The sequence below is a fragment of the Nocardioides sp. J9 genome, assembly GCF_007829375.1.
In the GTDB taxonomy this organism is placed as follows: domain Bacteria; phylum Actinomycetota; class Actinomycetes; order Propionibacteriales; family Nocardioidaceae; genus Nocardioides.
In genome coordinates, this window is sequence record NZ_VLJQ01000073.1 from 32,955 (window position 1) to 48,489 (window position 15,535).

The 15,535-nt window shown below is 73.1% G+C and carries 14 protein-coding genes; 13 read left to right on the plus strand and 1 reads right to left on the minus strand.

The genetic code is table 11. The features are described 5' to 3' along the window. The first annotated feature begins 19 nt into the window (after window positions 1-19). From L615_RS11680 to L615_RS11725, 10 genes are read left to right on the plus strand one after another with little or no spacing between them, the layout of a single operon-like run. Window positions 20-532, plus strand: a complete 513-nt coding sequence (locus L615_RS11680; protein WP_051485399.1) for a hypothetical protein — start codon at window positions 20-22, stop codon at window positions 530-532. Next, window positions 529-2,163 carry an AAA family ATPase gene (locus tag L615_RS11685; RefSeq protein ID WP_232221657.1) on the plus strand — a complete coding sequence of 545 codons (1,635 nt, stop codon included), beginning with the start codon at window positions 529-531 and terminating at the stop codon, window positions 2,161-2,163. The genes L615_RS11680 and L615_RS11685 overlap by 4 nt, the downstream gene beginning before the upstream one ends. Beyond that, window positions 2,160-3,449: a hypothetical protein gene (locus L615_RS11690; RefSeq protein WP_145725165.1), complete on the plus strand. Its 1,290-nt coding sequence runs from the start codon at window positions 2,160-2,162 to the stop codon at window positions 3,447-3,449. The genes L615_RS11685 and L615_RS11690 overlap by 4 nt, the downstream gene beginning before the upstream one ends. Then, a complete protein-coding gene (locus tag L615_RS11695; RefSeq protein ID WP_261376652.1) occupies window positions 3,446-4,423 on the plus strand; it encodes a transporter substrate-binding domain-containing protein in 978 nt (325 codons plus the stop codon). Before L615_RS11690 ends, L615_RS11695 begins: the two co-directional genes overlap by 4 nt. After that, window positions 4,420-5,544 (plus strand): hypothetical protein, encoded by a 1,125-nt coding sequence (locus L615_RS11700; RefSeq protein WP_145725166.1) that lies wholly within the window; start codon window positions 4,420-4,422, stop codon window positions 5,542-5,544. Before L615_RS11695 ends, L615_RS11700 begins: the two co-directional genes overlap by 4 nt. Further along, on the plus strand, window positions 5,541-7,961 hold the full coding sequence (locus tag L615_RS11705; protein ID WP_261376653.1) for a serine/threonine-protein kinase: 2,421 nt from the start codon (window positions 5,541-5,543) through the stop codon (window positions 7,959-7,961). Before L615_RS11700 ends, L615_RS11705 begins: the two co-directional genes overlap by 4 nt. Next, a complete protein-coding gene (locus L615_RS11710; protein WP_145725167.1) occupies window positions 7,958-9,112 on the plus strand; it encodes a PP2C family serine/threonine-protein phosphatase in 1,155 nt (384 codons plus the stop codon). The genes L615_RS11705 and L615_RS11710 overlap by 4 nt, the downstream gene beginning before the upstream one ends. Further along, on the plus strand, window positions 9,105-10,391 hold the full coding sequence (locus L615_RS11715; RefSeq protein ID WP_145725168.1) for a VWA domain-containing protein: 1,287 nt from the start codon (window positions 9,105-9,107) through the stop codon (window positions 10,389-10,391). Before L615_RS11710 ends, L615_RS11715 begins: the two co-directional genes overlap by 8 nt. Then, complete coding sequence (locus tag L615_RS11720; protein ID WP_145725169.1) at window positions 10,388-11,155, plus strand: FHA domain-containing protein; 768 nt, start codon at window positions 10,388-10,390, stop codon at window positions 11,153-11,155. The genes L615_RS11715 and L615_RS11720 overlap by 4 nt, the downstream gene beginning before the upstream one ends. A gap of 36 nt (window positions 11,156-11,191) precedes the next feature. Continuing rightward, on the plus strand, window positions 11,192-11,764 hold the full coding sequence (locus L615_RS11725) for a hypothetical protein (RefSeq protein WP_145725170.1): 573 nt from the start codon (window positions 11,192-11,194) through the stop codon (window positions 11,762-11,764). A gap of 25 nt (window positions 11,765-11,789) precedes the next feature. Here L615_RS11725 and L615_RS11730 read toward each other — a convergent pair whose 3' ends face one another. Then, window positions 11,790-12,359 (minus strand): O-methyltransferase, encoded by a 570-nt coding sequence (locus L615_RS11730; RefSeq protein ID WP_145725171.1) that lies wholly within the window; start codon window positions 12,357-12,359, stop codon window positions 11,790-11,792. Between the two features lie 439 nt (window positions 12,360-12,798). Here L615_RS11730 and L615_RS23305 point away from each other — a divergent pair, with 439 nt between their 5' ends. The 3 genes from L615_RS23305 (at window position 12,799) to L615_RS11740 (ending at window position 15,217) form a co-directional block, all read left to right on the plus strand. Beyond that, window positions 12,799-12,963, plus strand: coding sequence for a hypothetical protein (locus L615_RS23305; RefSeq protein WP_157514774.1), 165 nt, complete (start codon window positions 12,799-12,801; stop codon window positions 12,961-12,963). 11 nt (window positions 12,964-12,974) lie between these two features. Beyond that, window positions 12,975-14,069: a 3-isopropylmalate dehydrogenase gene (locus L615_RS11735; RefSeq protein ID WP_145725172.1), complete on the plus strand. Its 1,095-nt coding sequence runs from the start codon at window positions 12,975-12,977 to the stop codon at window positions 14,067-14,069. 68 nt (window positions 14,070-14,137) lie between these two features. After that, window positions 14,138-15,217 (plus strand): branched-chain amino acid aminotransferase, encoded by a 1,080-nt coding sequence (locus L615_RS11740; RefSeq protein WP_222430529.1) that lies wholly within the window; start codon window positions 14,138-14,140, stop codon window positions 15,215-15,217. Window positions 15,218-15,535: the final 318 nt, after the last annotated feature.

Consider the following 15,535-nt stretch of genomic DNA (forward strand, 5'->3'; position numbering starts at 1 on the left):
GGGACGGGAACGAGCTCAGGTGGGGCTGAAGTCGTGGTGGCGGTCGCGGGGCCAGAAGGCTGAGGAGCAGCCGTACGCCGCCCCGCCGCCGCCGACCGAGCAGGACATCCTCGCGGCGCTGAACCGCATCAACGCCATGCTGCGCGAGGGCAACGCGCCGCCGGTCGTGGTCTCGCGCGTGGTGCGCATCGCGCGCACCATCCACCAGACGCTGCCGCGCCTGCAGCAGATGGGCCTGGGCAGCCTCGAGGCGTTCTCGGTCGTCGCGACCGCCACCGACTACCTGCCGGAGGCGGTCGACGGCTACCTCCGCCTCCCGCGGGACTGGGCGGACACCCGGCCGATCGACGGGCAGAAGACGGCGCTGATGATCCTGATCGAACAACTCGAGCTGCTCGGAGCCACGATGGACAAGATCTTCGACGCGGCCAACCGCGCCGACGCGCAGGCGCTCGTCGCGCACGGCCAGTTCCTCGACGCGAAGTTCGGCCACTCCTCCACCGGGGGAGACCTCGGCCTGGGGGCGCAGTGAGCACCCCGGGCGGCCTGGCGGAGGCGATCGACGCCCTCGTCGCCGTCGCCCGCACCGCAGGCGTCGACGAGGGCGCCGCGCGGGCCGAGGGCGAGGCGGTCGCGGCCACCGTGTCCGAGCGGTCCCGCGGTGCGTTCGTGGACTGGTCGGAGCAGACCGGCCGCGCGACCTCCGCGGAGGACCACCAGCTCGCAGCGAAGCGCGGCAACCGGTTCCGTGCCGGCCCGACGCCGATCATGTCCCAGCTGCTGCTGGAGAAGTCCGCGCACGCCGCCGACTACGCCGGCGCCCTCGCCGACGTCGCGCTCGCCGGCTCCCGGCTGGGCCAGCCCGGCCCGGACGCCGTGGGCGCCGCCACCACCGTGACCACCGCACAGCTCGGCGGCGGCAGTGCCGGCCTCGCGCCGACCACCGCCGCCCCCGGGCCGGCCGCTCCCGACCCGTCTGCTCCCGACCCGTCTGCTCCGGGCGCCTTCCCGCTGCCGGAGCGGCAGCCCGTGCCCGGCCTCGCCGACGGCATGCTGGAGCAGGTGCGCCGGGTCGGTGAGCAGGTACGCCGCCAGCTCGGTGCGCTCGACAGCACGACCCGCGACCTCGGCGTGCCCCCCGGGCCCGAGGCGGAGCCGTTGCCGACCGGCGACGCCCAGGTGCAGGCCGCCGAGCCCGAGGCACCCGTCGAGGAGCCGGCCGAGGAGCCCGAGCCGACCAAGACCGTCGAGGAGCTGCTCGCCGAGCTCGACGCGCTGGTCGGGTTGAAGACGGTCAAGGGCGAGATCCACCGCCAGGCAGCGGTGCTGCGCGTCGAGGGACTGCGCAAGAAGGCGGGCCTCGACACCCCGACGATCACCCGCCACCTGGTCTTCAACGGCAACCCGGGCACCGGCAAGACGACCGTGGCCCGCCTCGTCGCGGGGATCTACCGCGCCCTCGGCCTGCTCTCGAAGGGCCAGCTCGTCGAGGTCGACCGCTCCGAGCTGGTCGCCGGCTACCTCGGCCAGACCGCCGCGAAGACCGCCGAGGTGGTGAAGTCCGCCGAGGGCGGCGTGCTCTTCATCGACGAGGCCTACTCGCTGTCGGGCGACCAGTACGGCAAGGAGGCCATCGACACGCTGGTCAAGGAGATGGAGGACAAGCGCGACGACCTCGTCGTCATCGTCGCCGGCTACCCCCTGCCGATGGCGGTCTTCATCTCCGAGAACCCCGGCCTGGAGAGCCGCTTCCGCACGACCATCGACTTCGCGAACTACACCGATGACGAACTGGTCGAGATCTTCTCCAAGATGGTCAGCGGCTCCGACTACGACGCGGGGCAGGACGTGCTCGACCGGCTCCGCGAGATCCTCGCCGACACCCCGCGCGGCCCCTCCTTCGGCAACGCCCGCTTCGTGCGCAACCTGTTGGAGGCCGCGATCGGCCACCACGCGTGGCGCCTGCGCGACGTCGAGGAGCCGACCATCGAGCAGCTGCGCACCCTCGAGCCCGAGGACCTCGTCGTGGACCCGAACGACACCGGCGAGGACCACACCGGCGAGGTCGTGCCGCCCGAGGACGCGCCGCCGGCCGAGCCGGTCGACCCGTTCGCCGGGGGCCCTGAGGAGCCGCAGCTGGCGGAGGAGCAGGAGGAGGCATGAGCCAGGCCGCGCCCCAGACCGCGCCCCAGGCCGCGCCGCCTGCCCCGGCACCGGCCCCCGCGCCCGTACCCGCCCCGGCGCCCGCCTCGAAGCCGGACGCAGTCGTCGACACCCCGGCCCTGCTCAACCGCTGGCAGCTCATCGGGATGAGCGTCGCGATCGTCTTCGGCGTGCTCAGCGCCCTCGTGCAGTTCCTCGGCTGGCAGGCCGACGGCCGTGCGGCGGCCGACACCGAGCAGCTGGTGCGGGTGCAGAAGATCCAGTCCTCCCTGCTCAACGCCGACGCGCTCGCGACGAACTCCTTCCTCGTCGGCGGCCTCGAGGACCCCGACCAGCGCGCACAGTACGACGACGCGGTCGACGAGGTGCTGACGCTGGTCACGCAGGCGGCCGACGCGCAGCCGGCCGACCAGCAGGTGCTGGCCGAGCTCAACGTCGCCGTCAACGACTACGCCACCGCGGTGGCCCAGGCCCGCGCCAACAACCGGCTCGGCTACCCGATCGGGGCGGAGTACCTCAGCGCCGCCAGCAGCGAGCTCGACGAGCGGGCCATGCCGATCCTCGATGCCCTGGTGGAGGCGAACACCGAGCGCGCGGAGGGTGCGATGAACGGCCAGCACCCGTTCTGGCTGCTCCTCATCGGCGTCGCCGCGCTCGCCGTGCTCGTCTGGCTCAACCAGCAGCTCGCCGAGGCCTTCCGCCGCCGGATCAACAAGGGGCTGGTCGTCGCCGGGGTGATCGTCCTGGTGGTCACCGCCGTGGCCGTGTTCGGCGCCTTCCTGCGCGACTCCTCCAACGACTCCCTGCAGGAGGAGGAGTTCGCGGCCGCGGTCGAGCTCGCCGACACCCGGACGGCAGCCAACGCGGCCAAGGCGACCGAGAGCCTCCGCCTGATCAAGCGGGGCGGCGGCGCCACCTTCGAGCAGCAGTGGCAGGAGTCCGTCGACGAGGTCGAGGACGGCCTCTCCCGCGCCGAGGTCGTCGCCCTCTGGGACACCTACAAGGAGCGGCACGCCGAGATCGTGCGGCTCGACGACGCCGGCCGCTGGGACGCCGCCCGCACCCTCGCGACCCGAACCGACGAGCAAGGCTCCACGGCCCCGTTCGCCGCCTTCGACGGCTTCCTCGCCGAGGACACCGACGCCAACGCGGCTGCGGCGACCGACGAGCTGCGCAGCGGCCGCGCGGTCGCCCTCGTCACCAGCATCCTGACCGTGCTGCTCGGCGTCGCCGCCGCAGTGGCCGTGGCTCGCGGCATCGGCGAGCGGCGGAGGGAGTTCTCATGAGGTCGGTCCTGCGTCCCCGCCGGCTCGCGGCGTTGCTCGCTGCGGGTGTCCTCGTCCTCGGCGCCTGCGGGTACGACGACACCGTCGTCCCCTCCGCTGAGGAGGAGGCCACGGCGGGCGGAGGTGGCTCCGGCCCGTCGCCGGTCGAGTGCGACAACCCGACCCAGTCCTACGCCCCGAGCGAGGACCGCGCCGCGGCCCGGGCCCAGCTTGTCAACCCCGGCCAGCTCGTCGTCGGCGTCTCCGCCGACACCCTCAAGCTGGGGTCGGCCGACCCGGAGGACGGCTTCGCGATCAAGGGCTTCGACATCGACGTCGCCCAGGCCGTCGCCGACGCCCTCGGGGTGACCCTGCGGCTGCGCGTGATCAGCGCCGCCGACCGGATCGACCTGCTCGGCGGCGACGACGACGGCGACGGCGAGGCGCCGGAGCCCGAGATCGACCTCGTCGTGCGGAACATGACGATGAACTGCACCCGCTGGTCCCAGATCGGCTTCTCCGCGGTCTACTACAACGCCACCCAGAAGGTGCTGGTGCGCGAGGACGACGTGCCGGCGTTCGAGAAGGACGGCCTGGAGTCCCTCGACGGCAAGCGGGTCTGCGCGCCGGCCGGGTCGACCAGCATCGACAACATCACCGAGAAGCAGCCGGACGCCGTCCCCGTCGCGGCCGCCAACCACACCGGGTGCCTGGTGAAGTTCCAGCAGGGCGAGGTCGACGCCATCACCGGCGACGACACCGTGCTCGCGGGCCTCGCGGCGCAGGACCCCTATGCCGTCGTGCCCGACCAGGAGAAGCTCACCGACGAGCCCTACGGCGTGGGTGCGAACAAAGACGACGTCGCGCTCATCAGGTTCGTCAACAGCGTCCTGGAGCAGCGCCGCAGCAACGGCGAGTGGCAGCGGTCCTACGACCGGTGGCTGAAGCCCTACCTGGGCGACGCACGGCCCCCGGCCCCGAGCTACGGCCGGTGACCGTGCAGGACACCACGGCGACCGCTCCCACCGCGCCCGGGCGGCTCGGTGACGCGCTCGAGCCTGCCGTCATCCAGGCGTACCTGACCGACCTCGACACCTGGCTGCGGGTGCGTCGCTCCGAGCTCGACGAGCTGGACCGTGCCGCGATCGCCGCCGGCCGCGGGGGCGAGCTCGCCGGCGACATGTCGCTCGCCCTCGCGCTCTGGAAGGCCACCGCCGACCGCTACCAGCTGGTCTTCGCGACCTGGGACGGCGGACGCGTGCTCCGGCAGGAGCGGGAGCGGATCTCCGCCCTCATCTGGGGCCGCCTCGACTCCGCGACCGACCTGCCCGGCGGGCTCGCCGTGTCGCTGCCCGAGGCCTGCCGCCTGTGCGACGCACTCACCGGCCAGCTGCGCACCCGCCTCGCGCTCGCCCCTGACGCGCACCGCTCGGCGGCACGCATCCGCGACCTGCGGGCGCAGCTGGAGCGGATCCGCGACCAGGTCGGCCTCGAGCCGGCCACCACCCGCGACGCCTCCGTCGCCCGGCTCGCCGAGCTGATGTCCCGGCTCGAGGTCGTCGTCGAGAAGGCGAAGCGCGGGGGAGATGTCGGCGGCCTGCTCGGGCCGCTGGAGACCGAGGCCAGCACGTTCGAGCGCGACCTGATCGTCGGCAACGCCCGGCGGCGCGACGCGCGCGACAAGGTGCTCACCGCCCGGGAGCTGCGGGCCGACCTCGAGGCGCGCGAGGCCGCGCTCGCCAAGCTCGCCGAGACCTGCGTCGCCACCGTCGACCCCGCCCCGCGCTACGCCGTGCCAGACGTCGAGCTGCTCGGCCCGGTGCCGGTCACCACGGACCAGATCGAGCCCTACCTGCAGCGGCTGGACCGGGTGGCGCAGGCGATGGAGGTCGCCCAGCGCGCCTACGCCGACGCGCTCGACGAGCACGCGCAGCTCGTCGGCCTGCTCGACGGCTACGTGGCGAAGGCCCGCGCGAACGGCCTGGCCGACCACCCCGACCTCGTCGAGAGCGAACGTGCCGCCCGGGCCCTGCTCGACCGCCGTCCGTGCCCGATGGTCGTGGCCCGGCAGCTCGTGACGACGTACCAGACCTGGCTTGCAAAGGAGACGCCGTGAGCACCGCTTCCTGCACCCAGCCCGGCTGCACCGGATCGATCGTCGACGGCTACTGCGACATCTGCGGCATGGCCGGCGCGCCCGCCGCGCAGCCGGCGGCTGCGGCCCCGGCACCGGCCCGGGCGGAGGAGCCGGCCGGCGTTGCCGCGTCGGGCACGACCAAGCGCCCGCCCGCCGCCAACGGCGACCCCTGCCCGCAGCCCAGCTGCACCGGGTCGATCCTCGACGGCTACTGCGACGTCTGCGGATCGCCCGCCCTGCCGGGCGCGCGGGTGGCCGAGGCCGCCGCGCTCGCGCAGGAGACCCAGCCGCTGTCCGGCCGCGAGGGCACCTCGGCAACCGCCGCCAGCCGCGTGCAGTCCGCGGCGATCGGCTCCCGCCGTGCCGGTACGACGGGCAGCTACGCCACCCGCCGGATGCGCACCGGCTCGCAGCGGATGCGCTCGGCCCGGCTCGGCGCCGGCCTCACCGTCGTCCCGCCCGCCCCGCCGGTCGACGCGGCGAAGGCGATCATGGCCGACCCGCAGGTGCCGGAGGAGAAGCGCAACTGCTCCAAGTGCGGCAACCCCGTGGGCCGCAGCATCGACGGCCGCCCCGGGCGCAGCGAGGGCTTCTGTCCCAACTGCGGGCAGCAGTTCTCGTTCACCCCGAAGCTGCAGCCGGGCGACTTGGTCGCCGGGCAGTACGAGGTCGCCGGCGCGCTCGCGCACGGCGGCCTCGGCTGGATCTACCTCGCCCGCGACCGCAACGTCTCCAACCGGTGGGTCGTGCTCAAGGGCCTGCTCAACTCCGGTGACCCCGACGCCCTGGCGGCCGCCATCGCCGAGCAGCAGTTCCTCGCGCAGGTCGAGCACCCGCTGATCGTCGAGATCTACAACTTCGTCACGCACGAGGGCGCCGGCTACATCGTGATGGAGTACGTCGGCGGCAAGTCGCTCAAGCAGATCCTCAAGCAGCGGATGGCCGCCAACAACGGTGTCTACGACCCGCTCCCGGTGGACCAGGCGCTGGCCTACATCCTCGAGCTGCTGCCGGCGTTCCAGTACCTCCACGACCTCGGCCTGGTCTACTGCGACTTCAAGCCCGACAACATGATCCAGGTCGGCGACGCGATGAAGCTGATCGACCTCGGCGGCGTGCGCCGGATCGACGACGAGGAGTCGGCGATCTACGGCACGGTTGGCTACCAGGCGCCGGAGGTCGCGGAGATCGGGCCGTCGGTGGCGTCGGACATCTACACGATCGGGCGCACCCTCGTGGTGCTCACGATGGAGTTCCGCGGCTACCAGGGCACCTACCTGCACAGCCTGCCGCCGGTCGACGCGACGCCGCTGTTCCAGGACCACGACTCGCTCTACCACCTCGTCGCGAAGTGCTGCGCACCCGACCCGGCCGACCGGTTCGCCTCGGTCGACGAGCTGCGCTCGCAGGTGCTCGGCGTGCTGCGTGAGGTCGTCGCCCGCAAGCGGCAGGGGACCGCCACCACGTCGGCGGCGTCGGTGCTCTTCGAGTCGCCCGCGACCGCCCGCGCGATCAGCGAGTGGAGCCAGCTGCCGCGGTTGCGCGAGGACACCACGGACCCGCAGTACAGCTGGCTGTCGACGATCAGCTCCGACGACCCGCGCAAGCGGCTCGCCGACCTCCAGCAGGCGCCCGAGGACAGCGCCGAGGTGTGGCTGGCCCGGGCCCGTGCGGCTCTCGAGCTCAAGGACCCGGCCGGCGCGCGGGCCCACGCGCAGGCGCTGCTCACGGCAGACCCGTGGGAGTGGCGGGCGCTGTGGGTCGAGGGCCTCGCCGCGGTGCAGTCGCAGGACTGGGAGACCGCTAAGGCGTCGTTCAACGCCGTCTACCAGCAAGTCCCCGGCGAGCTCGCACCCAAGCTGGCGCTGGCGTTCGCGTGCGAGCGCGGCGGGTTGCCCGAGGTGGCCGAAGGCCTCTACGAGGTCTGCCTGTCGACCGACGCGGCCTACGTGCCGCCCGCAGCCTTCGGCATGGCCCGGGTGCGCGCCGAGCGCGGCGACACCCTCGGCGCCGTCGGCGCCCTGGACCTCGTGCCGACCACCAGTCGCGGCTACACCGAAAGCCGCCAGCTGCGCGCCGAGGTGCTGCTGTCCGGAGGCGCACGCGACCTCGCGGTGCTCGACCAGGCGATGCGCACCATCGAGACCGCCAGCGTGGACACCCGCACCCGCCAGCACTACACCGTGCGGATCCTCACCGAGGCGCTCACGGTCGTCACCGGCAACGGTGCGGTGCCCGAGGGCGCGCGGATCGGGTCGGTCGCGGCCACCGAGGTCGGCGTGCGCGACGGCCTGGAGAACGCCCTGCGCTCGCTCGCCCGGGACGCCATCGACCTCGAGGAGCGCGTCAGCCTGGTCAACCAGGCCAACGCCGTGCGGAACTGGAGCCTGACGTGACCTGCCCGTCCTGCGGCTCGGCCGTGTCCGAGGGGGCCCGCTTCTGCGAGGAGTGCGGCACCCCGCTCGGTACGACGGCCGCGACCGCCGTACCGGCCGCGGCGCCTGCCGCGCCGCCCCCGCCGCCGCCCGCCGGCGACCCGCTGCGCGACGCGCCGATCAGCGCCCCCACCCGCCGGCCCGCCGCCGCACTGCCGGACCCGCCCCCGCCGCCGGGCCGCCGGCCGTGCGCGGAGTGCGGGGGAGAGGTCGGGCCGGACCTCTACTGCACCGCCTGCGGCACCAAGGCCCCCAGCGAGCGTGACCACTTCGAGGAGCGGCCCGCGTCGTGGGTGGCCGGGGTGTGCGACAAGGCGGTCAGCAAGAACCGCAACGAGGACGCGATGGCGCTGCTCGCCGGCCCCGAGCCGGGGTCGCGGGCCGTGCTGGTCGTGCTCGACGGGGTGTCCAGCTCCGTCGACTCCGACGTGGCGTCGCTGGCCGGCGCCCGGGCGGCCCGCGACGTGCTGCGCGTCCCGCTGCCGTCGGGGATGGGGACCCCGCAGAGCCGGGACGCCGCCGTGGCGCAGGTGTTCGCCAAGGCCGCTGCGGCCGCCAACACCGCGATCGTCGCGGTGACCGACCCCGACTCGCCCAACCCCGCGTCGGCGACGTTCACCGCCGCGGTGCTCGAGGGCCGCCGGATCAGCTGGGCCAACATCGGCGACTCCCGCACCTACTGGATCCCCGACGAGGGCCCGGCGGTGCAGCTGTCGGTCGACGACTCCGTCGCCCAGGCGCACATGGCCGCCGGCGTACCCCGCGAGGTCGCCGAGAACGGCCCGCAGGCGCACGCGATCACCAAGTGGCTCGGCCGCGACTCCGAGGACCTCACCCCGACCGTCGGGAGCATGGAGGTCGAGGGGCCGGGCTGGCTGCTCGCCTGCTCCGACGGGTTGTGGAACTACGCCTCGGACGCCGACGACCTCGCCGCCCGGGTGCGGGGCGCGGGCACCTCGGACCCGCTCGAGCTCGCCACCGCCCTGGTCGCCTTCGCGAACGCGTCGGGCGGCCAGGACAACGTCACCGCAGCGCTGGCCCGGGTCGACCACCCGGTGCTCGGGCAGAATGACCAGACGCCGACCCCAGGAGGAGAGCCGAGCGATGGCTGAGTTCACCGCCGCCGTCTACCAGAACGAGTTCCTGCCCGACGGCGGGACGGACGTCAACGCGATCGTCACGATCACCTGCACCGGCGCCGGCACGGCCGGGCAGTCGGGCTCCGGTGATGCCGGCGAGATCATCATCGTCGACACCTCCGGCTCGATGGGCCCCGCGACCATGGCCGCCGCGCGGGAGGCCGCGCAGGCCGCGCTCGCCGAGATCGTCGACGGCACCTACTTCGCCGTCGTCGCCGGCGCCGACCGCGCGATGCTCGCCTACCCGCTGGTCTCCAGCGGACCGGGCATGGTGCGGATGGACGCCGCCGCGCGCCGCGGGGCCGCCCAGGCGATCGACCGCCTCGTCGGCAGCGGTGGTACGGCGATCAGCACCTGGCTCGACCTCGCCGGCCAGCTCTTCGCCTCGGTGCCGGCGGTCACCCAGCGCCACGTCCTGCTGCTCACCGACGGCGAGAACCGGGAGCGCCCCGGCCGCCTCGACGAGGCGATCAACCGGGCGACCGGCTACTTCCAGGCCGACTGCCGCGGCGCCGGGACCGACTGGCAGGTCGCCGAGATCCGCCGCATCGCGCAGGCGCTGCTCGGCACCGTCGACATCATCCCGAGCCCGGGGGAGATGAAGGCGCAGTTCCAGGAGATCATGCGCAAGGCCATGTCGCGCGGCGTCGCCGACGCCTCGCTGCGGGTGTGGACGCCGCAGGGTGCCGAGGTGCTCTTCGTGCGACAGGTCTCGCCGACGGTCGAGGACCTCACCCACCGTCGTACCCCCGTCAACCCGTTGACCGGCGACTACCCGACCGGTGCCTGGTCCGACGAGTCCCGGGACTACCACATCGCGGTCCGGGTGCCGGCGAAGGCGATCGGCCAGGAGCAGCTGGCGGCGCGCGTGCAGCTCGCGATGGGCGACGACATCGTCACCCAGGGCCTGGTCAAGGCGACCTGGTCCAACAACTCCGAGCTGACCACCCGCATCGACCAGCAGGTCGCCCACTACACCGGGCAGGAGGAGCTGGCCCGGATGATCCAGGAGGGCCTGGCCGCGAAGGCCGCCGGTGACGAGGCGACCGCGACCACCAAGCTCGGCCGTGCGGTCCAGCTCGCCGCGGAGACCGGCAACGACGAGGCCACCAGCAAGCTGCGCAAGGTGGTCGACGTGGAGAGCGAGGAGACCGGTACCGTCCGGCTCAAGCGCGCCGTCGACAAGGCCGACGAGATGGCGCTCGACACCGCCTCCACCAAGACCACGAGGATCCGCAAGGAGACGACGTGACCTCCACCTGCCCGTCCGGGCACGAGTCGGACGCCGACGACTACTGCGACGTCTGCGGCCTGCCGATCCCCGCCGGCGGGGGAGCCCCGGCGCCGACGCCCGAGCCGGCGGCGCCCGTCGAGCCGGCGCCGGAGCCCGAGCCGACGAGCAGTGCCTGCCCGAACTGCCAGGCCGCCAACCCGCCCAACGCGCTGTTCTGCGAGGCCTGCGGCTACGACTTCACCACCGGCTCGATGCCGCGGCCCGTCACGCCGCCGTCGCCGCTCGACCTGGACACCCCGGTGCCCGCTCCGGCGGCTCCGGAGCCCCCGGCTGCCCCGGAGCCGCCCGCACCGGCCCCCTCGGTCGCACCGCGGCTGGCCGAGGCGTGGGTGGCGGAGGTCTGGATCGACCCGGATTGGTACGCCGACCAGGACTCCAGCGACCCGCTGCCCTCGGCGGGGGTGCCGGTCGTCGTACCCCTGCGGTCGACGTCGGTGCTCGTGGGGCGCACCTCGCGCAGCCGGGGCATCCATCCCGACATCGACCTGGGCACCGACAACGGCATCAGCCGCCGGCACTGCCAGCTGACCACCGACGGCACCCGCTGGTGGGTCGAGGACCTCGGCTCCTCCAACGGCACCTACCTCGGCTCCGCGATCGGCCCGCTGCCGACGGAGCCGGTGCCGGTGGGGGAGAAGCGTGAGGTCGGTCCGGACGAGCGGATCTACCTCGGCGCCTGGACCCGGATCGTCCTCCGGCGGGCGCAGCCCGGCGAGGCCTGAGGCATACCAGCCGGGAGGGCGGGTAGGCGCAGCTGCATGAGCGAGCTGCGCCGTGACGACCCCACCCGCCGCCAGGACCGCCTCGAGGAGCGCGTCGCGCGGCTCGAGCAGTGGGCGGTGCAGGCCGTCGCCTGGGTGGCCGGCTCGGCGCTGGTGCTCGGGGCCCTGCTGCCGTACCTGCCCGTCAGCGACACCCCGGCCGAGCTCGAGGGCGAGGAGACCGGCGACCACCTCAACTCGCTGCTGACTGCCGGCTTCCAGCTCGTCGGCTGGCGCAACCGGGACGGCGACGGTGACGGGTTCGCCGTCACGGTCGGGATCGGCTTCCTCGGGCTGATGGTGGTCACCGCCGTCGCGCTCGTGCAGCTCTACGTGATCGGCAGCCACCCGGGCGAGCGCACCCTCCTGGTCGCGAAGACCTGCGGGGTGATGATGCTGATCGGCGTGGTCGTCGCGGGCATCCTGGTGCTGATGTTCAACGGCAGCGAGGAGCGTGACGGCCTCGACCCCGGCTGGGGTCCTGCGGTCTACCTGCTCGGTGTGGCGAGCTACTGGGTCCTGCTCTCCTCGCGGATGCGCGAGTGGTGGGAGCCGGACGTGCGGCCGTAGGTGACGCCGCGGTCGAGGTAGCCGGTCAGCGGCGGGTGGCGATGAGGGCGGAGGCGTCCGGCGCCACCATCACCTCGACGGCGGTGAACCGCTCGTCGGTGAGCCACTCCTCGCGCAGCGTGTCGACCCGGCCACCGGTGATCGGCGGCCACATCTCGCACGGCACGAAGTCGTCGAGCACGACGATCCCGCCCGGCTCCACGAGGTCGGCCAGCTTGTCCACCCGCACCGCCTCCGCGTCCCCGGAGTCGAGGAAGAGCAGCGAGAACGGCCCCTTGTCCATCAGCGTGGACCAGTCCGCCTCGAGCACGTCGACCAACGGGTCGTCCTCGAAGATCTCGCTCGCCGCCGCGGCCAGGCGCGGCTCGAGCTCGGCGGTGAGGATGCGCGCCTTGTCGTTGCGCACGCCGGAGCGCAGCCACGCCGTGCCGACGCCGCAGCCGGTGCCGAACTCCGCCATCGTCCCCTCGCGGGTCGCGGCGAGGGCAGCGAGCAGCCGGCCGGTCTCGTTGCGGCAGAACGACACGTAGCCCGCGCGCCGGGAGACGTCGAAAGCGCGGTTGACCACGTCGGGCAAGTCGGGAGGCGCGCTCATGCATCGAGTCTCGCTGCCCGATCAAGGGGTGGGACGGCAATCTCGGATCGTGGGCGTGGCGGGCGCTGTCCGCATCGTGAACACTCCGGCGAGTTCCTGCGACAGCGGGTTCGCGGGTCCGCTAGAGTGCACCCATCATGCGGACCGCCCTTCTCGTAATTCGGCGCCGCGGCGAGGCCTGAGAGAGGCCACCTCGCCGCGGTGACTGCGGCGTTCCCGTCCACCGGACACATCCCCGCACGGGGCTTCTCATCCAACTGAAGTCCTGTGCATCTCCTCGACGCACCGCGGCGGSCCCMCCGGCCGGCAATCGCGCGATCCGTTCCCCCGTCGCAGTCGAGCTCACGTGAGACCCACGAGCTGACGCCCACCCGCCGCGGTGGGAGAGGCCAGGACCGACCCGCCAGCACGTCAGCCAGCACAGCTCACGGAGACCACGATGTTCACCACCGCCACCGCCCGTCCCGCCCGCTACCTGGACTCGCAGGAGTGGGGCCCCGCCAAGCACGACCCCGAGCACCCCTTCCACGTCGAGCGGCTCGAGACGCCGGCGTACGGGACTGCCCTGCGAGACGGTGACGACGCGTACCCCGAGGACAACTAGGTTTTCCCGACATGACCGACAGCACCCCCGCCACGCCCGCGACCGGACAGGTCGACCTCGCCGTCATCCCCGGTGACGGCATCGGTCCGGAGGTCACCGCCGAGGCCCTCAAGGTCCTCGAGGTCGCCGCCCCCGCGGAGCTGAAGTTCTCCCGGACGCAGTACGACCTGGGCGCCGAGCGCTACCTCGCCACCGGTGAGGTGCTCCCGGACAGCGTGCTGGAGGAGATCCGCGGCCAGGACGCGATCCTGCTCGGCGCCGTCGGCGGCAAGCCGAACGACCCGAACCTGCCGCCGGGCATCCTCGAGCGGGGCCTGCTGCTCAAGCTGCGCTTCGAGCTCGACCACTACGTCAACCTCCGCCCCTCGCGCCTCTTCCCGGGCTCGACCTCGCCGCTCTCCGACGCGGTGCTGGGCAAGGGCGACGTCGACTTCGTGGTCGTCCGCGAGGGCACCGAGGGCCCGTACACCGGCAACGGCGGCGCGCTGCGCGTCGGCACCCCGGCCGAGGTCGCCACCGAGGTGTCGGTCAACACCGCCTTCGGCGTCGAGCGGGTGGTCCGCGACGCCTTCGCCCGCGCGCAGAAGCGCCCGCGCAAGAAGCTCACCCTCGTCCACAAGACCAACGTGCTGGTCAACGCCGGCTCCGTGTGGTGGCGGCTCTTCGAGGAGGTGGCGAAGGAGTACCCCGACGTCACCACCGACTACTGCCACATCGACGCGGTCATGATCTACCTGACCACCGACCCGCAGCGCTTCGACGTGATCGTCACCGACAACCTGTTCGGCGACATCATCACCGACCTCGCCGCCGCGATCACCGGTGGCATCGGCCTGGCGGCCTCTGGCAACGTGAACCCCGACCGCACCGCCCCGTCGATGTTCGAGCCCGTCCACGGTTCGGCCCCCGACATCGCGGGCCAGCAGGTCGCCGACCCCACCGCCGCGATCCTCTCCGGCGCCCTCCTGCTCGACCACCTCGGCCACCCCGACGCGGCCGCCACGATCGAGGCTGCCGTGCTGGCCGACCTCGAGGCGCGCGACCCGTCGACACAGCGTCGTACCCCCGAGGTCGGCGACGCGATCGCTGCGCGAGTAGCCGGCTGAGCACGTCCTCCGGGGCGTGCTCGACGGCCACTCACACCAGCGACCCCGAGAGGACTAGATTGATGAACATGCAGATCACCACCACGCTCTCTGCGAACCCCACCGACGACGCCCGGCTGGCAGAGATCCTGGCCAACCCGGGCTTCGGCACGCATTTCTCCGACCACATGCTCACGATCGAGTGGACGCCGGAGAAGGGCTGGAACGACGCCCGCATCACGCCGTACGGCCCGATCACCCTCGACCCCGCCGCGGCGGTCCTGCACTACGCGCAGGAGATCTTCGAGGGGATGAAGGCCTACCGCCACGACGACGACTCGATCTGGCTGTTCCGGCCCGAGGCCAACGCCGAGCGGATGAAGCGCTCCAGCGAGCGGCTCGCCCTGCCCGTGCTCGACGTGCCCGACTTCCTCGAGGCCGTCGAGGAGCTCGTGAAGGTGGACGCCCGCTGGGTGCCCGGCAACCCCGACGGTGGCGAGAAGAGCCTCTACATCCGGCCCTTCATGTTCGCCTCGGAGAAGTTCCTCGGCGTCCGCCCGGCCCAGCACGTCACCTTCATGGTGATCACCAGCCCCGCCGGCGCCTACTTCAAGGGCGGCATCAAGCCGGTCAGCCTGTGGCTCACCGAGGAGTACACCCGCGCCGGGCGCGGCGGCATGGGCGCGGCCAAGACCGGCGGCAACTACGCCAGCTCCCTCGTCGCCCAGCAGGAGGCCTCCGGCCACGGCTGCGACCAGGTCGTCTTCCTCGACGCCCAGGAGGGCAAGTACGTCGAGGAGCTCGGCGGGATGAACATGTACTTCGTCTACGACGACGGCTCCATCGTCACCCCCGCGACCGGCACCATCCTCGAGGGCATCACCCGCTCCTCGATCATCGAGCTCGCCGGCGAGATGGGCCACCAGGTCACGGAGCGGAAGTTCGCCATCGAGGAGTGGAAGGAAGGCGTCGCCAGCGGCAAGATCACCGAGATCTTCGCCTGCGGCACCGCCGCCGTCGTCACCCCCGTCGGCTCGCTGAAGTACGCCGGCGGCGAGACCTCCGCCCCCGCCAGCCAGGACCTCACCATGCGCATCCGCGACGCCCTCGTCAGCGTCCAGCTGGGCAAGGCCGAGGACACCTTCGGCTGGATGCGCCGCGTGGTCTGAGCCGGCGCAGCGCCGCGCTGCCGCGCACGCGGTTGCCTCCGCTGGATGGCTGAGTCCGGCTGGCGGCAAGCCGTCTCCCGGTGGTTGAGGTGCGACGAGCGCCAGCGAGGAGCCTCGAAACCTCCGGGCCTTGATGGCGGGCTGTGGTGGGCACAGTCCGGTGTGCCGGGGCCACTGGTTTCGAGGCTCGGCCGTGGGCGGCCTCGCACCTCAACCAGCGGCGGTCTGGCGGTAGGCCTCGGGGTTTGCTTCGTCGTACTCCCGGTGGTTGAGGTGTGACGAGCGGCAGCGAGGAGCCTCGAAGCCTCCGGGCCTGCG